We start from the raw sequence: 22409 nt of genomic DNA, 5'->3' as shown, positions 1-22409 counted from the left end.
GCCGGTATCGGGCTGCCATGGGCGGGGATGCGCGCATGGGGACCGTTGCGGGGGCAGCACAGGCTGGACTTGCTGGGCAGCTGCGGCGGCCTTGTGGGCGGCGCGGCGCCCGTTGGCGGCGTCTTCCTGTTTCCCGTTTACCTTTCGCACGCGGCGGGCAAGTGTTGCGTCCTTGCCCAGCCTGTTGCGCCGAAAGCACCGGTTCGGGGCCGAAACTGTATCACCGCGAGGCGCGGGAAGGCCCATTTTGTTACGATCAGGGCTTGTTTTTTCAGCGTTTTTCGCTTTTTAGCCACAACCGCGCTGCCGTGGCCAACTCAATTTGGACCTGATCGTGTCGTATCCCCGCCTGCCGTACCCTCCCGAAGCCTATACCCGCGGCGGCGACTTTGCCCGCCTGCTGGGCAAGCGCATCCTGATCCTGGACGGCGCCATGGGCACCATGATCCAGCGCTACAAGCTGGGCGAAGCGGATTTTCGCGGCGAGCGCTTTGCCGATCACGGCAAGGACGTCAAGGGCAACAACGAGCTGTTGTCGCTGGTGCGGCCCGACGTCATCTCGGAAATCCACCGCCAGTACCTGGAAGCGGGCGCCGACGTCATCGAGACCAACACCTTCGGCGCCACCACGATCGCGCAAGGCGATTACGACCTGCCGGAAGTGGCTTACGAGCTGAACCTGGTGTCGGCGCAGCTGGCGCGCGAGGCCTGTGACGCGTACAGCACGCCCGACAAGCCGCGCTTCGTGGCCGGCGCGCTGGGCCCGCAGCCCAAGACGGCATCCATCTCGCCGGACGTGAACGACCCGGGCGCGCGTAACGTCACGTTCGACGAGCTGCGCGTCGCGTACATCGAGCAGCTCAATGGCCTGCTCGACGGCGGCATCGACATCGTCCTGATCGAAACCATTTTCGACACGCTGAACGCCAAGGCGGCCATCTTCGCCACCGAGGAAGTCTTCGAGGAACGCGGCATCCGCCTGCCGGTGATGATCTCCGGCACGGTGACCGATGCGTCCGGCCGCATCCTGTCGGGCCAGACGGTCGAGGCCTTCTGGAACTCGGTGCGCCACGCGCGCCCCGTCACCATCGGCCTGAACTGCGCGCTGGGCGCGGCGCTGATGCGCCCCTACGTGGCCGAACTGTCCAAGATCTGCGACACCTACGTCTGCGTGTATCCCAACGCCGGCCTGCCCAACCCCATGGCCGAGACCGGCTTTGACGAGACCCCGGCCGACACCTCGGCGCTGCTTGAGGAATTTGCGCGCGCGGGGCTGGTGAACATGTCGGGCGGCTGCTGCGGCACCACGCCGGATCACATCCGCGCGATCGCCGACAAGGTCACGACGCTGACGCCGCGCGTCGTGCCCGAGATTGCGGTCAAGACCCGGCTGTCGGGCCTGGAACCCTTGAACATCGACGAGGACACGCTGTTCGTCAACGTGGGCGAACGCACCAACGTGACGGGCAGCAAGATGTTTGCCCGCCTGATCCGCGAAGAAAAATACGACGAGGCGCTGGCCGTGGCCCGCCAGCAGGTCGAGAACGGCGCGCAGATCATCGACATCAACATGGACGAGGCCATGCTGGATTCGGTGGCCTGCATGCACCGCTTCCTGAACCTGATCGCCTCCGAGCCCGACATCGCGCGCGTGCCGGTCATGATCGACAGCTCGAAGTGGGAAGTCATCGAGACCGGCCTGAAGTGCGTGCAGGGCAAGGCCGTGGTGAACTCGATCTCCATGAAGGAAGGGCTGGAGCCCTTCCGCCACCACGCGCGACTGTGCCGCCGCTACGGCGCCGCGGTGGTGGTGATGGCGTTCGATGAACTTGGCCAGGCCGACACGCTGGAGCGCCGCAAGGAAATCTGCGGGCGCGCCTACAAGATCCTGGTTGAGGAAGAAGGCTTTCCGCCGGAAGACATCATCTTTGACCCGAACGTTTTCGCGGTCGCCACCGGCATCGACGAGCACAACCACTACGCCGTGGACTTCATCGAAGGCACGCGCTGGATCCGCGAGAACCTGCCGCATGCCCGCATCTCGGGCGGCGTGTCCAACGTCAGCTTCTCGTTCCGCGGCAACGAGCCGATGCGCGAGGCCATCCACACCGTTTTCCTGTACTACGCGGTCAAGGAAGGCATGACGATGGGCATCGTCAACGCCGGCCAGCTGGGCGTGTACGCCGATCTGGACGCCACGCTGCGCGATCTGGTCGAAGACGTGGTGTTGGACCGCGCCGAGCCGGTCGGCAAGACGGATCCCGCCGACGAGCGCACGCCCACCGAGCGCCTGGTGCAGTTTGCCGACACCGTGAAGGGGTCGGGCGCCAAGAAGGAAGAAGACCTGGCCTGGCGCAATGCCGAGGTCGAGCAGCGCCTGTCGCACGCGCTGGTGCACGGCATCACCGCCTTCATCGTGGAAGACACCGAAGAGGTGCGCCAGAAGATCGCCGCGCGCGGCGGCCGCCCCATCGAAGTGATCGAAGGCCCGCTGATGGACGGCATGAATGTCGTCGGCGACCTGTTCGGCGAAGGCAAGATGTTCCTGCCGCAGGTCGTGAAATCCGCGCGCGTGATGAAGCAGGCCGTGGCGCACCTGATTCCGTTCATCGAGGAAGAAAAGCGCCAGATCGCCGCCGCGGGCGGCGACGTGCGCGCCAAGGGCAAGATCGTCATCGCCACCGTGAAGGGCGACGTGCACGACATCGGCAAGAACATCGTGTCGGTGGTCCTGCAGTGCAACAACTTCGAGGTCGTGAACATGGGCGTGATGGTGCCCTGCGCGCAGATCCTTGAAAAAGCCAAGGAAGAGAACGCCGACATCGTCGGCCTGTCCGGCCTGATCACGCCCAGCCTCGAAGAGATGGCGTACGTGGCCTCGGAGATGCAGCGCGACGAGTACTTCCGCAGCCGCAAGGTTCCGCTGATGATCGGCGGGGCGACCACCAGCCGCGTGCACACCGCCGTCAAGATCGCGCCCAATTACGAAGGCCCGGTCATCTACGTGCCCGACGCCAGCCGTTCCGTGGGCGTGGCCACCAACCTGATGTCCGACCAGTCGGAAGCCTATCTGGCGGAACTGGCCGAGGAATACGAAGACGTGCGCCGCCGCCATGCCAACCGCAAGGCGACGCCCATCCTGCCGCTGGCCGAGGCGCGCGCCTCGCGGCCGGCGATCGACTGGGACAGCTACACGCCGCCGCGCCCCAAGTTCATCGGCCGGCGCACCTTCAAGAGCTATGACCTGGCGGAAATCGCGAAGTACGTGGACTGGGGTCCGTTCTTTCAGACCTGGAGCCTGTTCGGCCCGTACCCGGCCATCCTGCAGGACAAAGTGGTGGGCGAGCAGGCGCGCAAGGTCTTTGCCGACGGCCAGGCCATGATGAAGCGCATCGTCGAGGGCCGCTGGCTGACCGCCAATGGCGTCGTGGGCTTCTACCCGGCCAATAGCGTCAACGACGAAGACATCGAGGTCTACAAGGACGAGACCCGCAGCGAGGTGCTGTTCACGTACCGCAACCTGCGCCAGCAGGGCGCCAAGCGCGAAGGGGTCAGCAACAAGTCGCTGTCGGACTTCATTGCGCCCAAGTCCAGCGGCAAGCTCGACTACATCGGCATGTTCGCCGTCACGGCCGGCCTGGGCATCGAGAAGAAGGAAGCCGAATTCGAAAAGGCGCTGGACGACTATTCCAGCATCATGCTCAAGTCGCTGGCCGACCGCCTGGCCGAAGCCTTTGCCGAATGCCTGCACGCGCGCGTGCGCCAGGACCTGTGGGGCTACGCGCCCGACGAGTCCCTGTCCAACGAGGACATGATTGCCGAGAAGTACGTGGGCATCCGTCCCGCACCGGGCTACCCGGCCTGCCCGGAACACGTGGTCAAGACGGATATGTTCCGCGTGCTGGACGGCGAGGACATCGGCATGATGCTGACGGACAGCTATGCGATGTATCCGGCTTCCAGCGTGTCGGGCTTTTACTTCAGCCACCCGCAGTCGCAGTACTTCAACGTGGGCGTCATCGGCGAAGACCAGCTCGAGGACTACGCCCGCCGCAGCGGCCGCAGCATCGAAGACCTGAAGCGCACGCTGGCGCCCAACCTGGGCTGACGCGCCGGTCAACCGCTGCGGCCGAGGCGGGAGCAGGCTGGGGCTAAGGCAGGACCTGGGGCGCCGCGATGCGCCCCAGAATCTTTTCGACGGCCACGCCGATCGCGAGCACTTTGCGGTCCTCGCCCGGCAGGCCATCGATCTCCAGTCCCACCGGCAGACCTTGATTCGACAACCCGGCCGGCACGCTCAGGCCCGGCAGGCCTGCGTTGCTGCCCGGGTCCACGTTGCGCGCCAGGCGCGCGAAGGTCTCGAAGCTGCTGGCCTCGGGCGTAGCCGCGGGCGGCGGAACGGGAACGGTCGGAAACAGCAGGCCGTCCAGCGCGTGTTCCTTGAACGCGCGGCGGTAGACGTCGATGAGTTCTCGGCGGCCGCTTGCGATGGCATGTTCGTACAGCGGTTGCAGCGGCAGGACCTGGCCGTCCGGCGTGGGCAGCACGCCCGGCACGATCAGGTTGTCGAAGATGCCTTTCACGTCCGGGCTGGAAATCTGCGCGACCACCTCGTCAAAGCTCACGCCCACGTGATACCGCGCCAGATAGGCCGTCAGGTCGGGCTTCTGTTCGAACAGGCATAGGGGCATGCCGACTGCCGCGTTGGCGGCCGGTAGATCGGGCATGTCCAGGTCCACAAGCGTTACACCGGCCGCGCGCAGCGTGTTCAAGGCGGCTTCGGAAACCGCCTGCACCTCGGGATCAAGGTCGGCCCAGAAATAGGCGGCCACGCCCAGGCGGATGCTGGCCGGCGGCAATGGCGCCAGCGGCTCGGTCTGTCCCGTCAGGATCGAATCCAGCAGCACGATGTCTGCCATGCTGTTGGCGATGGGGCCTGCCGTGTCGCGCGTATGCGAGATCGGTGTGATGCCCGCGCCGTCGTAGCGGCCCACCGTCGGGCGAAAGCCTACCGATCCATTCACCGAGGCGGGCAGGCGCACCGAGGCGCCGGTATCGGTGCCCAGCGCGGCGGGCGCCAGCCGCGCGCCCACCGCCGCGCCGCTGCCCGACGACGAGCCGCCGGCGATCAGGCGCGGGTCATAGGCGTTGCGCGTGCCATCGCCGTCCGGTCCCGGAAAGGCGGTGTTGTAGCCGGACACCCCGAACGCCAGTTCATGCATGTTGGTCTTGCCCAGGATGACGGCGCCGGCTTCGCGCAGCCGCTGCACGATGGGCGCGTCCTCGGCGGGACGGAAGTCCTTGAGCGCGGGCGTGCCGGCCGTGTTCGGCAGCCCGGCGACGTGGATGTTGTCCTTGATGGCGATGGGCACGCCGCCCAGCGGGCCGTTGCCGGGCGCCGCATCGTAGGCGCGCGCCTGCGCCAGGGCGCCGTCGCGGTCGACGGTGATGAATGCGTTCAGGTCCTGGCGGGCGTCGATGCGGTCCAGGCAGGCCTCGGTCAGCGCAACGCTGGTGAGGCGGCCCTCGCGGATGCGGGTTGCCGCCTCGATGACGGTCAGGTCCGCCAGGTCGGCGGGCAAGGGCTGGTCGGTCGGGCTGGGCATGGCGCTTATTCCTTGGCTGTCGGTCGATCCGTATCTATACAGGGGTGGCACGGGGACTGTCGAGAGGTCTGCCGCGCCGCGCGTAGTGGAAAACCACGATGGCGAAAATTGGTGGACCAAATACGATTTGGTCAGACCAATTCAGGACGCCATCACGTTGCCCTCGCTAGCCAAACCCGAGGTTGCCCCCAGCCGCGCCGCGCCCGACCGCGGTTACCTGCGGCTGGCCGCGCAGATCCATGCGCTGGTGGCGCAGGGCGAATTTGCCGCCGGCCAGCGGCTGCCGGCTGAACGCGCGCTGGCCGAGCGCTTTGACGTCAGCCGCACGTCCGTGCGCGAGGCCATCATTGCGTTGGAACTGCAGGGCGTGGTGGAGGTGCGGGGCGGTTCGGGCATCTACGTCTGCGAGCCGGATGCGAGCCGGACGCCCACGATGCCGGAGGCGGGCGCCGGCCCCTTCGAGCTGCTGCGCGCGCGCTGCCTGATCGAATCCGAGATCGCCGCGCTGGCGGCCACCACCCGCACCGACGGGGACCTGGACCGCATCTTCGAGGCGCTGACGGCCATGCGCGACCGGATGACGGACAAGGACGCCAACGCCGAGGCCGACCGCCGCTTTCACCTGTGCATCGCCCAATCCACGGGCAACAGCGTGCTGCTGGCGACGGTGACGTCGATGTGGGACCAGGCTCGGGGCCCGGTCTGGGAAAAGATGGAACAGCATTTCCATACGCAGGCGTTGCGCCAGGCGTCGCAGGCCGATCACCAGCGCATCTTCGGCGCGCTGGTGGCCCGCGACGCACGGCAGGCGCGCGAGGCGATGCACGATCACCTGGAACGGGTGATCGGCGAATTTGCACAAGGGTGGCGCTGATGCTCAATTGCACGATCCACGGGGCGCAAGACCTGCGCCTGGACACCTCGGACCCGCAGCCCTTGGAGCCGTCGCAGGTGCGTGTCGGCGTCAAGGCCGTCGGCATCTGCGGGTCGGACCTGCATTACTTCCGGCACGGCCGGGTGGGGGATTTTGTCATCCGCGAACCGCTGACGCCGGGGCACGAGGCGTCCGGGCAGGTGCTGGAGGTGGGTGCGGACGTGACGGCCGTCAAGCCCGGCGACCGCGTCGCCCTGGATCCGGCGCGCACGTGCGGCGTGTGCCGCTATTGCCGGCAGGGCGATTCCAATCATTGCGAGGCCGTGCATTTCTTCGGCAGCGCCAGCCGCTATCCGCACATGCAGGGCGCGATGCGCGAAGAGGTGGTGGTGCAAGAGGGGCAATGCGTGCCGGTGCCGGATTCGCTGTCCTTCGAACTGGCCGCTTTTGGCGAGCCGCTGGCGGTGGCGTTGCACGCGGTGCGCAGCGCGGGATCGCTGCTGGGCAAGACGGCGATGGTGGTGGGCGCGGGCCCCATCGGCGCGCTGATTCTGATGGCGGCGCGGCTGGCAGGCGCCAGCCGGGTCATCGTGGTGGACATCGTGGACCAGACGCTGGCGGCGTGCGCGCGCGTGGGCGCGTCGCAAACCATCAACGCGGCCACGGACCCGGGCGCGCTGGACGCGCTGGCGGCAGGCAAGGGATCGGTGGACGTGTGCTTCGAGGCGTCGGGTAGCTATGCGGGGCTGGCAAGCTGCCTGCGCGCCGCGCGTCCGCGCGGCGTTGTCGTCACGGTGGGCACGCTGTCCGGCAGCAGCGAGGCGTGCCCCTTCAACCAGATCATGGTCAAGAGCCTGACGTGCGTCGGCAGCTTCCGTTTCGTGGACGAATACGCGATGGCCGTGGATTGCCTGGCGCGCGGCCTGATCGATGTGTCGCCGCTGCTGACGGCGGCCGTGCCGGTTGCGCGCGTGCACGACGCCTTCGCGCTGGCGGGCGATCGCAACCAGGCGATGAAAGTGATGGTGACGTTCTGACCCCGCGGCCGCCTCGCGCGGCCGTCCCTCTCTCCTGTAGCCGGAAGCCAAGATGAAGATTACGAATGCACGCGTGATTGTCTGTTGTCCGGGCCGCAACTTCGTGACCCTGAAGATCGAAACCGACCAGGGCCTGACCGGCATCGGCGACGCGACGCTGAACGGGCGCGAGCTGGCGGTGGCGGCCTACCTGACCGAGCATGTCATCCCGTGCCTGATCGGGCGCGACGCGCATCAGATCGAGGACATCTGGCAGTACCTGTACAAGGGCGCATATTGGCGGCGCGGGCCGGTCACCATGACCGCCATCGCGGGCGTGGACACGGCGCTGTGGGACCTGAAGGCCAAGGCTGCCGGCATGCCGCTGTATCAGCTTCTGGGCGGCAAGAGCCGCAGCGGCGTGATGGTCTACGGCCACGCCAACGGGTCGGACATCGAGCACACCGTGGACGAAGTGCTGCGCTACGCCGACATGGGTTATCGCGCCATCCGCGCGCAAAGCGGCGTGCCGGGGTTGGAGAAGGTGTACGGCGTGGGCCGGGGCACGTTGTTCTACGAGCCCGCCGACGCGGACCTGCCCAGCGAGCATGACTGGTCCACCGAAAAGTATCTGCGCCACGCGCCGCAGCTGTTCGAACGCGTCCGCGAGAAGCTGGGTTTCGAGCACCATCTGCTGCACGACGTGCATCACCGGCTGACCCCCATCGAGGCCGCGCGCCTGGGCAAGTCGCTGGAACCCTACAACCTCTTCTGGATGGAGGACGCCACGCCCGCCGAGAACCAGGAGGCGTTCCGGCTGATCCGTCAGCACACCACCACGCCGCTGGCGGTGGGCGAAGTCTTCAACACGATCTGGGACTGCAAGGATCTGGTGCAGAACCAGCTTATCGACTACATCCGCACCACGGTCGTTCACGCGGGCGGCATCACGCATCTGCGCCGTATTGCCGACATGGCCTCGCTCTACCAGGTGCGCACCGGCTGCCACGGCGCCACGGACCTGTCGCCGGTGTGCATGGGCGCGGCGCTGCACTTTGACCTGTGGGTGCCGAATTTCGGCATCCAGGAGTACATGCGCCATACCGACGAAACGGATGCCGTCTTCCCGCACGCCTACACGTTCGAGCAGGGCATGCTGTATCCGGGCGAGGCCCCGGGCCACGGCGTCGACATCGACGAGAAGCTGGCGGCGCGGTACCCCTATCAGCGCGCATACCTGCCCGTGAACCGGTTGCAGCACGACGGCACGCTATGGAACTGGTAGGCGAAGGCGCCCGGCTGAACGCGGGGACGCTGGACGCCTTGCCCGGGCACGTGGCGCGTCCTGGTTTTGACCGGGCCGCGCTGGGCATCGGCATCGTGCATCTGGGCCTGGGCGCCTTCGCGCGGGCGCATCTGGCCGCAGTGAACGACGCCGCGCTGCGCGCGGGGGCGAGTGCGGATTGGGGCATCTGCGGCGTGTCGTTGCGCCAGACCGATACGCGCGACGCATTGGCGCCGCAGGACGGCCTTTATGCGCTGGCGCTGCGCGATGCCGACGCCAGCGGCGCGCCCCGGCAACGCCTTGGCGTGATCGGCTGCCTGCGCGAGACGCTGGTCGCGCCCGAGGATCCGCAAGCCGTGCTGGACCGCATTGCGGCGCCCGGCACGCGCATCGTCAGCATCACGGTTACCGAGAAGGGCTATTGCCACGATCCGGCCAGCGGCCGCCTGAATTCGGACCATCCCGACATCGTGCACGACCTTGCGCACCCCGCGACGCCGCGGGGCGTAATCGGGTTTCTCGTGCACGGCCTGCAGTTGCGCCGCGCGGCGGGCCTGGCGCCGGTCACGGTGATGTCGCTGGACAACCTGCCCGCCAATGGCCACCTGCTGCGCGCGCTGGTGCTCACGTTCGCGGCACGCGTGGACGCCGGGTTAGCCGAATGGATCGCATCGGCGTGCACGTTTCCGTGCTCGATGGTCGACCGCATCGTGCCGCGCACGACGGACGCGGACCGCCAGGCAATCGCTACGGCGCTGGGCGTGCGAGACGCTTGGCCGGTGGTGGCCGAGCCCTATCTGGAATGGGTCGTCGAAGACCGGTTTGCGGCGGGCCGGCCCGACTGGACCGCGGGCGGCGCGCGCTTCGTGGCGGACGCGGCGCCGTTCGAAACGCTGAAGCTGCGCATGGTCAACGGTGCGCATTCGGCGCTGGCGTATCTGTCGGTGATGGCGGGGTGGGCCACGGTGGACGAGGCGATGGCGCAGCCGGGCATGCGGCGGCATCTACGCGCGCTGATGGGCCAGGAGATCGAACCGACGCTGCCGCCGCTGCCGGGGCTGGATCTGGCTGCGTACGGGGAAGGGTTGCTGCATCGGTTTGCCAATCCTGCGCTCAGGCACCAGACGCGGCAGATCGCGATGGACGGTTCGCAGAAATTGCCGCAGCGGCTGCTCGGCACCGTGCGCGACCGGCTGGCGGCGGATGCGCCGATCCCCGGGTTGGCGCTGGCCGTGGCGGGATGGTTGCATTTCCTGCGCGGGGCGGATGAGGCGGGGCGCGTCTACGAGATCCAGGATCCGATGGCCCAAGCGCTCGCACAGCGGCGTGAGGTGGCCGAGCAGGCGGCGCGGCAGGCGGGCGAGGGACCGGCGGCGATGTTGGCCTGGGCGGGCGTGATGACGGGCTTTGAACCGGTGTTCGGAGGCCTGGGACAGGAACCGCGATTCGTGCGGGCGGTAGGCGCGGCTGCGCAGTTGCTGCGCGGCCAGGGTGTCGCGGGCGCCTTGTCCGCGATGCATCGCGCGTCGGCGGGCTGACGGCGCCTGCGGGCCGACTCAGGCTTGCCGTTCAGCCCGGCTTGCGCACGACGATGGTCGCCGTGTCGCTGGTGAACGAGGCATCGTCGCGCACGTCGAAGTGCGCGCGCACGACGTCCGGCGCGATGCCGAACATGTGGCGCAGCGCGGCCACCAGCGTGTCGGGCGTGCGCATGCGCGTGACCCACGACTGGAATTCCAGCGGCAGGCGGCGCGGCGCCAGTTCCTGCAGCGTGAAGCCGGCCTCGGTAAGCATGCGGGTCCATTCGGCCACCGAGTAGTCGCGCACGTGCGAGGTGTCGCGCAGCACCTCGATGGTTTGCAGCCAGGTGTCCAGCAGCGGCTCGCCCGGCGACACCACGTCGGCGAACACGGCCACGCCGCCCGGCTTGAGCACGCGGAAGGCCTCGCGCAGGCCGCGCCCGGCGTCCTGCCAGTGGTGGGTGGAATAGCGCGACATCACCAGGTCGAATTCGCCGTCGCCAAAGGGCAGGTACTCGGCCTTGCCTTGCCGGGTGATCAGATTTGCAAGGCCACGCTTGGCGGCTTCGGCGGCGACGACATCCAGCATCTGCTGCGACAGGTCGTAGGCGGTCACCTGCGCCACTTGCGGGGCCACGTGAAAGCTCACGTGGCCGCCGCCACAGCCCAGATCCAAGACGCGCGCGGCGGGGTGCTGGCCGGCAAGGGCGGCCATCTGAACCAGGTCTTCGCCTTGCGCGTGCACGGCGCTGGTCAGGTAGGCGGCGGCGCGGGGGCTGAATTGGCGGTCGACGGCGGCGTCGTGGGTGCTGGCGGTCATGAGGGGTCCTTGTGTCGGGAACGCGGCGCGGGTTGTTGCCGGGAATCCATTCGGGATTGCGAAAGGGTGCAGGCGCTAAGATAGGCGGGCCCGTATACACGTACAAGCCCATTGCTCATCCTGGTATGAATACTTCCCCCCAGCCCGTCACGCCCGGCCACGAAGGCTCTCATCTGCGCCGCCACGCGCTGGGCGAGTTCGTGCGCAGCGCGCGGTCGCGCATCACGCCGCAGATGGCGGGCCTGCCCGAGGGATCCCGGCGGCGAACGCCGGGGTTGCGGCGCGAAGAGGTGGCGCAGCTTTGCGGCATCAGCGTCACCTGGTACACGTGGATCGAGCAGGGGCGCGAGGTGTCGGTGTCGCCGTCGGTGTGGTCGCGCATCGCGGGCGTGCTGCAACTGGCGCGGGCGGAACGCGCCTACCTCTTCGACCTGGCCGATTGCGCCGACCCGCAGCACGCCCGCGACGACGCCGGCGGCGCGCCGGGCCCGCTGCAGGAATGCGTGAACGCGATCAATGCGCCGGCGTATGTGCTGGACCGCGCCTGGAACGTGCTGGCGTGCAATGCGCCGCTGGTCGACCTGTTCGACCACTGGCCCGAACGCGACCCCGCCCCGAACCTGCTGCGATACATCTTCCTGGACCCCGCCGCGCGCGAGCTGGTGGTGGACTGGGACCAGCGCGCCCGCCGCGTGGTGGCCGAGTTCCGCGCCGATGCGGGCGCGCACCTGGACGAGCCGGCCGTGCTGGCGCTGCTGGACAGCCTGAGCCGCCAGAGCGTGGTCTTCTCACACTGGTGGACCCGCCACGCGGTGGTCGAACGCGAAGGCGGCCTGCGCGAATTCCAGCACCCGCGCCGCGGCAAACTGGCGTATCAGCAGATCACCTTCCGCCTGGCGACGCACCCGGATCTGAAGCTGGTGATGCTGCTGAGCGGGGCGGGGGTCTGACACCGCTCAAGCCCGCACCGGCCAACCCGCCCGATCGCTACGCCGCGTTTTCCTCGCCAAACAGGCTGTCCTGCATCCCCGCATCCACCAGCCCTTGCAGCAGCTTCTTGACCGGCGCGGGCAGCGCCATCGTCCCCAGCTTGTCCGCCGGCACCCAGCGCTGCGGCAGCGCCGACTCGCACAGGGTGACCGCGCGCACGGGCACGAGCCACGGACGGATGTGCAGCCGGTAGTGCGTGAACGTGTGGGCGAAAGCGGCAAGTTCGAAGCGCTGCTCCGGCTCCAGCCCCAACGCGCGTGATGCGCTGTCGGGATCGCCTGCCGCGTCGAATTCGGGCAGGCTCCACAGCCCGCCCCAGATGCCCGGTTCGGGGCGCTGCTGCAGCAGGAAAGCGCCCTGGTGCCGCAGCACCAACATACAGGTCTCGCGCTCGGGGATGGCCTTGCGCACTTTGGGCGTGGGCAACTCGGCCTGGCGGCCTTCGCGGCGCGCGACGCAAGTGTCCGCGACGGGGCATCTGTCGCAGGCGGGCTTGCCGCGTGTGCAGAGCGTGGCGCCCAAGTCCATCAGCCCCTGCGTGTACGCTGCCATGTCGAGTCCCGGCGCGGCGTCCACCTGCGCATGCGCCAGCGCCCAGAGACGCTGCTCGACCTCGCGCTTGGCCGGGTCGCCCGCTATGCCGAAGTGACGGGTGAACACGCGCTTGACGTTGCCGTCCATGATGGGCGAACGTTCGCCGTTCGAAAACGCGGCAATGGCCGCGGCCGTGGACCGGCCGATGCCGGGCAGGGTGGCGATGGCCTCGGCGGTGGGCGGAAAGCGGCCGTCCCAGTCGCGCACGATTTCCTGGGCGCAGCGGTGCAGGTTGCGGGCGCGGGCGTAATAGCCGAGGCCTGCCCAGTACGGCATCACGTCTTCCTGCGACGCGGCGGCCAGCGCCGCGACGTCCGGAAAGCGTTGCAGAAAGCGCTCGTAGTAGGGGATGACGGTGGCTACCTGTGTCTGCTGCAGCATGATTTCGGATAGCCAGATCCGGTAGTGATCCCGGGTGTTCTGCCAGGGGAGATCGTGGCGGCCGTGCTGGCGCTGCCAGGCGACGATGCGAGGGGCGAAGTCCATGGCGGCAATTATCGCATCGCCCTATTGCCCGCCCGTGGGCCAGGGGGTACAACCGAAAGGACTAGCGTCAGCTGGCCCTATTTTTTGGTCAGCCGGCGCGGCAAGCGCGATTCGGCCCGCAGAAGGCGTGAACGCATCAGGACTTCACTTTCACGGCCCTTGCTGGCCCGCGTGCGTTCTGTGGAGCTGCGCGCCGCTTGTTGGGGCATCCGATGTTGGAGTAGACATGAATGCCCCCCTAACGCCCGCCGTCCGCGCGGCGCTCGAATCCGTTCAGCTCGACGACAAATACACCCTGCAATCCGGCCGCGCCTGGATGAGCGGCATCCACGCGCTGGTGCGGCTGCCCATGATGCAGCGCGTTCGCGATGCGCAGGCAGGGTTGAACACGGCGGGATTCGTGTCGGGGTACCGGGGCTCGCCGCTGGGCGGCGTCGACCAGAACATGTGGAAGGCCGCCGCGCATCTGAAGGCGCACCACGTCGAGTTCCAGCCGGGCATCAATGAAGACCTGGCCGCGACGGCGGTGTGGGGCACGCAGCAGGTGAACCTCTTTCCCGGCGCCAAGTACGACGGCGTGTTCGGCATGTGGTACGGCAAGGGGCCGGGGGTGGACCGCTGCGGCGACGTCTTCAAGCATGCCAACGCGGCGGGCACGGCGCGCCACGGCGGCGTGCTGGTGGTGGCGGGCGATGACCACCCCGCCAAGTCGTCGACCCTGCCGCATCAGAGCGACCACATCCTGAAGGCCTGCATGATCCCGGTGCTGTTCCCGTCCAGCGTGCAGGAGGTGCTGGACTACGGCCTGCACGGCTGGGCGATGAGCCGGTACGCGGGGGTGTGGGTCGGCATGAAGTGCATCACCGACATCGTGGAGGTATCGGCGTCGGTGGACGTGGATCCGCACCGGGTGCGCATCGTGCTGCCCGAGGATTTCCAGCTGCCGCCGGACGGCCTGAACATCCGGTTGCCTGACACGCCGTTGCAGCAGGAAGCGCGGCTCTTGGACTACAAGCTGTACGCGGCGCTGGCCTATGCGCGCGCCAACGGATTGAACCGGGAGCTCTGGGAGGTGCCGCAGCAGGCGGCGCGCTTTGGCATCATGACCTCGGGCAAGGCCTATCTGGACACGCGCCAGGCGCTGTCGGACCTGGGGCTGTCCGAAGAGGTGTGCCGGCGCATCGGGGTGCGGCTGTTCAAGGTGGGCATGGTGTGGCCGCTGGAGTCCACGGGCACGCAGCGTTTCGCGGAAGGGCTGGACGAGATCCTGGTCGTGGAGGAAAAGCGCCAGGTGCTGGAGTACCAGCTGAAGGAGGAACTCTTCAGCTGGATCGGCAGCGGCAAGAAGATTCCTCGGGTGGTGGGCAAGTTCGACGACAAGGACGGCGGCGAGTGGTCGGTGCCGCAGGGCAACTGGCTGCTGCCGGCGCATTACGAGTTTTCGCCCGCGATGGTTGCCAAGGCGATCGGGGCGCGCCTGTTGCGTTTCGCGTTGCCGGACGACGTGCGCGCGGGCATCGAGGCGCGGATGGAATTCATCCGTGCGCGCGAAGCGGCGCTGGCGCGTCCGCGCGTGGTCGAGGAGCGCAAGCCCTGGTTCTGTTCGGGCTGTCCGCACAACACGTCGACGCGCCTGCCGGAGGGGTCTCGCGGCATGGCGGGCATCGGTTGCCACTACATGGTGCGATGGATGGACCGCGGCACGGACGTTTTCACGCAGATGGGCGGCGAGGGCGTGCCGTGGCTGGGGCAGGCGCCGTTCACCGAGGAAAAGCACGTGTTTGCGAACCTGGGCGACGGCACCTACTTTCATTCGGGGCTGCTGGCGATTCGGGCAGCGGTGGCGGCCAAGGCGCCGATCACGTACAAGATTCTGTTCAACGACGCGGTCGCGATGACGGGCGGGCAGCCGGTGGACGGGCCGATCAGCGTGCCGATGATTACGCGCCAAGTGGCAGCCGAGGGCATCGAGAAGATCGTGGTGGTGACGGACGATCCGCGCAAGTACGTGGAGGTGTCGGACTTGGCGCCGGGGGTGCCGGTGCGTCATCGCGACGAGCTGGACGCGGTGATGCGCGAGCTGCGCGAGCATCCGGGCGTGTCGGTGCTGATCTACGACCAGACCTGCGCCACGGAAAAGCGCCGCCGCCGCAAGCGCAATGCCTATCCGGATCCGGCGCGCCGCGTGGTCATCAATGAACGGGTGTGCGAGGGGTGTGGCGACTGCTCGGCGAAGTCGAACTGCCTGTCGGTGGAGCCGCTGGAGACCGAGTTCGGACGCAAGCGCAAGATCAACCAGTCAAGCTGCAACAAGGACTTTTCCTGTCTGAAGGGCTTTTGCCCAAGCCTGGTGACGGTGGAAGGCGGCAAGTTGAAGAAGCCGCCCGCGTTGGCGCAATCGGGCGGTGCGCCGGACGAGGATGTGCCGGCGCCTCGTTTGCATAGTCTGGATGTGCCTTATGGCGTCTTTATCGCGGGGGTCGGCGGCACGGGCGTGGTGACGATTGGCCAGTTGCTGGGCATGGCGGCGCACCTGGAGGGCAAGGGCTGTTCGGTGCTGGACATGGCGGGGCTGGCGCAGAAGGGTGGCGCGGTGTTTTCCCACGTGGTGCTGGCGGGTTCGCCGGACCATCTGCTGAATACGCGGGTGGCGATGGGCGAGGCAGACCTGCTGCTGGCGGGCGATCTGGTGGTGGCGACGAGTCCGGAGGCGATGGCCCGGGTGACGCCAGGACGCACGCATGTGTTGCTCAATAGCGATACGGCGCCGACGGCGGCGTTCGTGTCGAACCCATCGTGGACGCTGCCGGGCGCGAACCTGACGTCGGATCTGCAAAGCGCGTGCGGCAAGGACAACCTGGCCGCTGTGGACGCAGCCGCGATGGCGGTGGTGCTGCTGGGCGATGCGATCTACTCAAATCCGCTGATGATGGGCTACGCATTCCAGAAGGGCTGGATACCGCTGTCGCGCGAGGCGCTGTTGCGGGCGATCGAACTGAACGGCCAGCAGGTGGCGAACAATCTTGCGGCATTCGCATGGGGACGCCGCGCGGCGCACGAGCCGGCGGCGGTGGCGCGTCTGATGGCCAACGGCGGCGTGTCGCCCGCGCAGCCGGACGACATCATCGAGATCACGCGGCCGCGGGCGCCGACTCCCGTGGCGGAGTTGAAGCAGCCGGCGGGCGAACTGGCGCGAATGGTGGCGGTGCGCGAGGCGTTCCTGACGCAGTACCAGGACGCGGCGTATGCAAAGCAGTACACGGACCTGGTGAACAAGGTGACGCTGGCGGAGCGGGAGGCGACGGGGACGAACCGATTGGCACTGGCAGTGGCGCGCTATTACTTCAAGCTGATGGCCTACAAGGACGAGTACGAAGTCGCGCGGCTGTATTCGGACGGGGAGTTTGTGAAGCGGGTGGGTGAGCAGTTCGAGGGGGATTGGAAGCTGCGCTTTCACTTGGCGCCGCCGGTGTTTGCGCGGCGCGACAAGGACGGGCATCTGGTGAAGCGGGCTTACGGGCCGGGGATGCTGAAGGTGTTTGGCGTGCTGGCGCGGATGCGGTTCCTGCGGGGGTCGCGGTTCGATCCGTTCGGGTATACGAAGGAGCGGCGGGCGGAGCGGGCGTTGATCCAGGAGTATCGGGAGACGATGACGGCGATCTTGGGGAAGTTGAATCGCGGGAATCTGGATAAGGCCGTGGCGCTGGCTAGCGTGCCCGAGGAGATTCGCGGGTACGGGCATGTGAAGGAGGCGTCGATGGCGCGGGCTGAGGCGATGCGGGAGGAGTTGTTGAAGGGGTTTACCGCAAGGGTGGTGGCGATTGGGGTTCGGGCGGCTTGATGAAGCGCAGCGCCATCAGCCTCTTACCCGTTCTATGGCGTCTGCGCTTGGGTTCGAGTCGTGCCAATAAAGGAAACGTCGACTTTCCCTCATGTTGAATTGGATGGTCGCGTGTCACGGTGCGGTTCTGGACTCCAGGTCCATGTCAGCGGGCCATTTTACTTCGGGCGCGAGGCGCAGGCCGATGTTGTACCAAGGCACGTCGTTATGGTCGCGGGGTGGATCGGGAGGCGGAAGCGCCGAAGGACCCTGTTGCATATATGTGCAGATATACGCCCATGCAAATTCGTCAGCACCCATGGCGCTCAGGGGAAAGCGGTCAATGACCTTGTTGGTCCCGGGCTCGACGATAGAAAGCTCCACCCCCCATTGAAAGATGGGCACGCCTTGAGGGGTGAAGGCGCGCTTGTGCCAACGCTCAGCGCGCACTTGAGACCAATCATATGCCACAGGAACGACGCACCAGCGTTCGAAAGGGTTCCACCAACGGTCATTGAAGTTGTAGGCGTAAAGCCGCCGGCGGGCACGATTGAACCTTAGAGGTAGGTCACGAGGAACCGATATGTCCATGCGGATACACATCGCGGCTAGCCAGATGCAAATCGTCAAGCATAAAAGGCCCGAGAAAACAATGAAGGGATCCGAAAAAAGGTAGAAATGAGGGGGGGCAATCAAGATGTAAATCCCCGCTATCGCCATAATAATTCCCATCCAGAAGTAAATGCCTCGCGCGCGTGCTGAACCTCTCGATAACTCCAGATATATGTCATCCAAGTGGTTTGGAGCGTTCCCCTCCAAAGCCAAGAGCGCGGTTGGTGTGCAGGACGGTTCGGGCAGATCTGCTATCCAACCGCTGCATGGGGGGCGAAGTTTGGGTGCAGTCATGGCTAGTTATTCCACCCTCGGTTATCTGTTTTGTCTTCTTGAGAAAGCAGGCGGGCGAAACCCGATTTGTCATTTTTATCGGGCCAAAAGTGTGCCTCCAGCTTTACCGCGTGAACGCTGTGAATCGTGCGTAACGCGATGGCGCCCTTAATTATTAAAGTTTTTGTTTTTTCGTCTGAGGAGACGGTGGGTACTGTGGTATTCAAGAAATAATCGGAATTTTTTATGGAGGGGGGCGATGGTGTTTCGGTTGGTGGATTTCCGTTCTCGCCGGACGCAATCACTTGGCCTTGCGAGTCCCCGGGGCGATAGACCGTTAGCGCCCAATGATAGCGAGATGAGGTTTCCTCATACCCTGGAAGGGATATCTGATAGATAATATATTCTCCAGCCCATATCCGAACTCTTTTCCAGTCCGCCTGGTCGTCAGTGGGAAATGAGGCATCCCTCTTGCTAACCACCTGAGTTTTGACCTCCATCTCAGCTGTCATCCCGAGCACTGCGGCATTAAGAGCCCCCCCGGCCGTTTCGAAATCTGATGCAGCGGTCCAACGCCTATTTTCGCTTGGTGACCCCCATCGGCTGGAGCGGGCCCATAGTTCGAGAGACGAGGATCGCTCTTTTTTCGCTTGAGTGGCCCAGATGTATGCAAGCACCCCTAAGGCAATAGCGACACCAATAGGTCCTAGTAAAGTAGCATTAGGGGCAAGGGCTCCGACAATTCCTGTGATTGACGAGCCAAGCGCAGCCATAGTTGCTAAACCGCTGTAAATTTGCGCTTCCGAATCTCCGTCAGCTCCTGCACGAACGGCGGCGAAAATATATTGGACTCCGTCCATCAACCCCGAAACCGCTGCAATAGCGCCGCCGTATTGCGCGACGCGGGTCCCTAACATGATGGGTTTCGCGCCTCCGCTCGATCTCACGGTAATTGTCAAATCCGGCCGCAATAACTGAATCCCCACGCCAACAACCTCCGCGCTCGCACCCATTACGCCGATGGAGGACGACCACACTGCTGCCAGCGCCTCGGCGCTGCCACTTTCAGATGTGTTGAGCAACGTGGCATAGTTCTTCCGCAGGCTGTCTTGCTGAAACCACAGGCTGCCAAGCCCCAGGAGCAGGTTCGCGCCTCCGGGCGCTGCTGAAACGACGGCGGTGCGCATCTTCTGCATCGCTCCCCTGGCGAGATCTCTCGCTTCCTCTGCGCCAATCGCAAGCGTGCCGACCATTTGAACCGCGCCGGTCTGAAGTGTCGCGGCGCCAACGCTCACGGCGCGAAGCGCCTTCGTGACGCCTTCGTTGGCGGTGCCACGCAGCTTCTTCAGACGTTCCTGCAGCGCCTCGGCACTCTCCAGCGACCAGATAATCAATTCGACGACCTTGCCGTGGTTGCCGGGAACCGCGATGGCAATGGCGCCGCTAACGACCATCGCCCGAATCTTGTCGGCGGCCGGCTTGCGGAAATTCTCGTCCATGTGGGCGATGAACTTATCAATGCCTTCCTGCAGGGTCTCGTTGAGCAGCGAAAGATACTCGCCGAGTTTCAATGACACGACGATCTGCGTCACAGGCTGCCCCGCATAGCGCAGCAAGGCTGCGCTGTGCACGTGACCGACGAGCGTGTGCGTTTCGGAGGCCAGTCGCTTTCCCAGCGCGTTACTGGCATTGGCCGTGGCGGCAAGCAGCTGCCCAATGCCTTGCTGCACGGGGGCAACCATCAGCGTTTTGCCCTCTTCCGTACCGATCAAGCTCTTGATGTTGGCATAGACCTTGCCGAGATCATTGCCCGTCAGTGCAGTTTGCAACTGCGCGAGTAGTGCAGTGTCCTTTGCCAGCAGAGCCTGAAACAGAAAGCTTCTTGGGTCCTCCAGCTGCGCTTTCCATAGCTGTTGGGTCGCGCCCAGTTCCTCATCGTCTTTTCTTACTGTTTCGGTGGGGCCGCCGGCAAGGCAAAGGCCGAGCATGCGAATAAAGCCTTCCGTCGACCGCCAGGACGTGGCGCTGTAATCATTTTGTACGGCAAGTCGGAATGGCCTAGATTGGTATTCTTGGGCGTACACCTCCCCAACCCCATCAACAACCGTTTGCCAATCGGCCTGCGTGGCGAGATAAGTCTTCTCGAATTTGGCGCGGGCCGCCTCATCGTAGCGCTTCTCTAGGCGCTCTTTTGCCTTTGCCTGTTTGACCTTGGCTATGCGCTCGGCTTCTCCTGGTATATGCACCTGCGGGTAGCCCACCTTCATCCCCGCTAAGCTCTGGTTATGCCTGAGACGATGGGCTTCTGCTGCCTTCGCCTCTTCTTCTGCTTCGGCTGAAGCCCAGGCGTCATGCAGTTCCTTGATGCCAAGCAGCGCCCGGGAAGTGAAGAACTCGAACCGCCGCTGTGGCTCGGAGCGCCACTCCTGCATCTCTCTGAACAAGGCAACGCGCTGCGCATTGCATTCTTGCACCACGCCGATCGGATCGGGCAGAACCAGTGCGAGTACGCCGTTTTGAAGTTTTTCCCGCTGGACGATAGTGCGAATGTGGCCTTCCATCGCCGCAAGCCGATGATTACGCGAGTAGAACCCGTGAACGCTTTCGAAATCGCCGGCGTTGACCGCTGCGTACTCCAGCACAGAATCCAACCCAAGATTGTCTTCGGTCATTGCGATACCGACGCTGCCGGGGTTCTCGCGCGCACTTTTCAAGTCAAGCTTGTAGAAGCGGTCCTTCGGATCCGATCCGTCGGCGGCTTTGCCACACAAGTATTGATTGAGCACGCTCTCGGGCCAGGGGTCATTCGCGATTGCTATCCACGCGGTCGAGAACTTCTCGGTGTCGATATTGATGAACGAGGCGGGGACGTCGTGGTTCCGGCGCACGCATGATTGGCTCAGCGGACTTGGCTCATCACGTGGTACCTGGAAGGGGCGAAACTGGCGCAACGCCCCTTCAGGCGTGACCTCATAGGCCTGCCACTCCACCTCATCCAGCAATACGTAGAGGTACCCTTGCCGCAGGATGCGAGGCTGGTCCAACCGCATCCGCACCGTCGCTGGCGCGTTGCTGGCCGCAGGCTGTCGACGGTATGTTTGCCCGGGCGCCGGCGCGTACGCGGCGCGCAAAGGAAGAATGGGCAGGCCAGTGCGCTCGCAGGCTTTGCATGCGTCCGTCGGAATCGGCGCGGCATGGCTGATCGTTCTGCTTAACGTCGTGCTCAAGCTCATGAGTAGTTCTCCGTCCGGGGCAAGGAGGCGAATACTCGCTTCCAGGCGGTGTCGTCGTACGCTTGGAAGCGGTCGTGCAGCGCGTGTTTGCCATTGGCTGCATCAAGAATGTCCCGTTGGATGTCGGGATGCTTGGGCAGTAGGGGGTGAACGCAAACCCGATACAAGCTGAGCGCGAAGATGTCGCGCTCATGCCGCAGTCCTAAACGCTGGGCATCACGGACCAGACGAAAGGCATGTACACCCGCCTGTGGCGGTAGGGGACTGGGGCCAGTCCAGCGCCAGGGCGCGAACGAAAGGGTCTGACGTTGCGCGAGCCGCCAGATACCCAGGAATTCGCTTACCAATTGCGCCGCATGCTGCGTGCGGCGAACCAATGCCGTGTGATCCTCGCTTGCCGTCGCCGAGCTGCTCTGCAGTACGGAAAAGCTCCCCCAGCTTGTTGGGAACAACCAAGCATTGATCGGCGCGAACATAGCCCCCGCTCGGGCTCCAAGCGCGCCGGCCAGCAACTCCAGACGCACGGGTTCGAACCACGGGGTAGTCGCTTTTCGTACGCTGGACGAAGTAATGCAGCATTGCGCCGCAATGTGGCGTGCGGTTTCCTCCGGCGGCTCCGGGCTGGTCAGCCACCCGCAGATATATCGCTTGCCGTAGGCGAGATCTTCCGTTGCATGGAACGCACTGAGTTCCAGCAGCCGCTTCCGTGTCGCGTCTTCCGAAGTGCCAAGTTGCACGAGGGCCGGACAGGCTTCAGGCGTGTGGACCAGGTCCGGCCGTGGAACGCGGACCACAGCGTCCTTGCCCAGATCGTGGACCAGCGATTCGATGGCTAGCGGATGTGCCGGGCCGCATCCGGCCAGTGGGTCAACGAGCAGATAAAGGTGATCGCCAGGCGCTTTGATCTGCTCGGCGAACGCAATGATGGACGCCGCTGTCATCGGTTGCGCTCCGCGCAATCCGCGTCCAGACCTTCAAGCGCCTCGCCGGACAGTGAGAGGCTGTTGTTACCGCCACCGCCCTTTTGGCTCATCGGCCCCTTGATCAGGATGGCATCCCCATCCAGCGTGATGCCCAACCCATCAATACGAATCGTCCCCCCTGGCCCTTTCAAGATAAGGCTCTCCGCCGCCTGAACCTCATAAACCTTCGTGCGCTGCCGGATCGCCTGCCCGGCCTGAAGCTCCGAGTGCCCCTCCACAGTCTGCTCCTGGTGCCCGCCAATACTCACCCAGTGATTCGCCACCGTCTTGTCGCGGCGGTTGTTGCCCACTTCCTCG

At 65.6% G+C, this 22409-nt stretch carries 13 protein-coding genes and 1 pseudogene; 7 read left to right on the top strand and 7 right to left on the bottom strand.

Features of this window, described 5'->3' with window-relative positions:
• The first annotated feature begins 334 nt into the window (after window positions 1-334).
• A complete protein-coding gene (metH, locus tag KVT32_RS26270; RefSeq protein WP_217619053.1) occupies window positions 335-4108 on the top strand; it encodes a methionine synthase in 3774 nt (1257 codons plus the stop codon).
• 43 nt (window positions 4109-4151) lie between these two features.
• Here metH and iaaH read toward each other — a convergent pair whose 3' ends face one another.
• A complete protein-coding gene (gene iaaH, locus KVT32_RS26265; protein ID WP_217619052.1) occupies window positions 4152-5606 on the bottom strand; it encodes an indoleacetamide hydrolase in 1455 nt (484 codons plus the stop codon).
• Window positions 5607-5757: 151 nt separating this feature from the next.
• On the opposite strand from iaaH, the gene KVT32_RS26260 reads away from it, so the two are divergent.
• From KVT32_RS26260 to KVT32_RS26245, 4 genes are read left to right on the top strand one after another with little or no spacing between them, the layout of a single operon-like run.
• The gene (locus KVT32_RS26260; protein ID WP_217619057.1) at window positions 5758-6480 is read left to right on the top strand and encodes a FadR/GntR family transcriptional regulator; all 723 of its coding nucleotides are present in this window, start codon (window positions 5758-5760) and stop codon (window positions 6478-6480) included.
• Window positions 6480-7517 (top strand): L-idonate 5-dehydrogenase, encoded by a 1038-nt coding sequence (locus KVT32_RS26255; RefSeq protein WP_217619051.1) that lies wholly within the window; start codon window positions 6480-6482, stop codon window positions 7515-7517. The genes KVT32_RS26260 and KVT32_RS26255 overlap by 1 nt, the downstream gene beginning before the upstream one ends.
• A gap of 52 nt (window positions 7518-7569) precedes the next feature.
• A complete protein-coding gene (gene manD / locus KVT32_RS26250) occupies window positions 7570-8781 on the top strand; it encodes a D-mannonate dehydratase ManD (protein ID WP_062840238.1) in 1212 nt (403 codons plus the stop codon).
• Entirely contained in the window at window positions 8769-10319 is a 1551-nt protein-coding gene (locus tag KVT32_RS26245) for a mannitol dehydrogenase family protein (RefSeq protein WP_217619050.1), read from the top strand. Before manD ends, KVT32_RS26245 begins: the two co-directional genes overlap by 13 nt.
• A 31-nt stretch (window positions 10320-10350) precedes the next feature.
• On the opposite strand, the gene KVT32_RS26240 is transcribed toward KVT32_RS26245, so the two are convergent.
• Entirely contained in the window at window positions 10351-11121 is a 771-nt protein-coding gene (locus tag KVT32_RS26240) for a class I SAM-dependent methyltransferase (protein WP_217619049.1), read from the bottom strand.
• 125 nt (window positions 11122-11246) lie between these two features.
• On the opposite strand from KVT32_RS26240, the gene KVT32_RS26235 reads away from it, so the two are divergent.
• Window positions 11247-12071, top strand: a complete 825-nt coding sequence (locus KVT32_RS26235) for a helix-turn-helix transcriptional regulator (RefSeq protein WP_062840236.1) — start codon at window positions 11247-11249, stop codon at window positions 12069-12071.
• A 37-nt stretch (window positions 12072-12108) separates the two neighbouring features.
• Here KVT32_RS26235 and mutY read toward each other — a convergent pair whose 3' ends face one another.
• Window positions 12109-13191 (bottom strand): A/G-specific adenine glycosylase, encoded by a 1083-nt coding sequence (mutY, locus tag KVT32_RS26230; protein ID WP_217619048.1) that lies wholly within the window; start codon window positions 13189-13191, stop codon window positions 12109-12111.
• Window positions 13192-13417: 226 nt separating this feature from the next.
• Here mutY and KVT32_RS26225 point away from each other — a divergent pair, with 226 nt between their 5' ends.
• The gene (locus tag KVT32_RS26225; protein WP_217619047.1) at window positions 13418-17032 is read left to right on the top strand and encodes an indolepyruvate ferredoxin oxidoreductase family protein; all 3615 of its coding nucleotides are present in this window, start codon (window positions 13418-13420) and stop codon (window positions 17030-17032) included.
• Window positions 17033-17146: 114 nt separating this feature from the next.
• Here the strand turns inward: KVT32_RS26225 and KVT32_RS32220 are convergent, their stop codons facing one another.
• The 4 genes and pseudogenes from KVT32_RS32220 to KVT32_RS26205 form a co-directional block, all read right to left on the bottom strand.
• Entirely contained in the window at window positions 17147-17917 is a 771-nt protein-coding gene (locus tag KVT32_RS32220) for a DUF6708 domain-containing protein (RefSeq protein ID WP_226847915.1), read from the bottom strand.
• A gap of 2 nt (window positions 17918-17919) precedes the next feature.
• A complete protein-coding gene (locus tag KVT32_RS26215) occupies window positions 17920-21129 on the bottom strand; it encodes a T6SS effector BTH_I2691 family protein (protein WP_152383290.1) in 3210 nt (1069 codons plus the stop codon).
• Entirely contained in the window at window positions 21126-22070 is a 945-nt protein-coding gene (locus tag KVT32_RS26210; protein ID WP_152383291.1) for a hypothetical protein, read from the bottom strand. Before KVT32_RS26210 ends, KVT32_RS26215 begins: the two co-directional genes overlap by 4 nt.
• A pseudogene (locus KVT32_RS26205) lies at window positions 22067-22409 on the bottom strand (Rhs element Vgr protein); the annotation flags it as partial. The pseudogene KVT32_RS26205 and the gene KVT32_RS26210, both read right to left, overlap by 4 nt.

This window comes from Achromobacter sp. GbtcB20 (assembly GCF_019091095.1).
In the GTDB taxonomy this organism is placed as follows: Bacteria; Pseudomonadota; Gammaproteobacteria; order Burkholderiales; family Burkholderiaceae_B; genus Achromobacter; species Achromobacter mucicolens.
Note: the sequence above shows the minus strand (reverse complement) of the source record. Positions and strands in the feature narration are given on the sequence as shown.

Excerpts from the sequence above, each read along its gene's own strand:
- iaaH (WP_217619052.1), bottom strand. The coding sequence starts at position 5,606 with ATGCCCAGCCCGACCGACCAGCCCTTGCCCGCCGACCTGGCGGACCTG.
- KVT32_RS26255 (WP_217619051.1), top strand. The coding sequence starts at position 6,480 with ATGCTCAATTGCACGATCCACGGGGCGCAAGACCTGCGCCTGGACACC.
- manD (WP_062840238.1), top strand. The coding sequence starts at position 7,570 with ATGAAGATTACGAATGCACGCGTGATTGTCTGTTGTCCGGGCCGCAAC.
- KVT32_RS26245 (WP_217619050.1), top strand. The coding sequence starts at position 8,769 with ATGGAACTGGTAGGCGAAGGCGCCCGGCTGAACGCGGGGACGCTGGAC.
- KVT32_RS26240 (WP_217619049.1), bottom strand. The coding sequence starts at position 11,121 with ATGACCGCCAGCACCCACGACGCCGCCGTCGACCGCCAATTCAGCCCC.
- KVT32_RS26235 (WP_062840236.1), top strand. The coding sequence starts at position 11,247 with ATGAATACTTCCCCCCAGCCCGTCACGCCCGGCCACGAAGGCTCTCAT.
- mutY (WP_217619048.1), bottom strand. The coding sequence starts at position 13,191 with ATGGACTTCGCCCCTCGCATCGTCGCCTGGCAGCGCCAGCACGGCCGC.
- KVT32_RS26225 (WP_217619047.1), top strand. The coding sequence starts at position 13,418 with ATGAATGCCCCCCTAACGCCCGCCGTCCGCGCGGCGCTCGAATCCGTT.
- KVT32_RS32220 (WP_226847915.1), bottom strand. The coding sequence starts at position 17,917 with ATGACTGCACCCAAACTTCGCCCCCCATGCAGCGGTTGGATAGCAGAT.
- KVT32_RS26215 (WP_152383290.1), bottom strand. The coding sequence starts at position 21,129 with ATGAGCTTGAGCACGACGTTAAGCAGAACGATCAGCCATGCCGCGCCG.
- KVT32_RS26210 (WP_152383291.1), bottom strand. The coding sequence starts at position 22,070 with ATGACAGCGGCGTCCATCATTGCGTTCGCCGAGCAGATCAAAGCGCCT.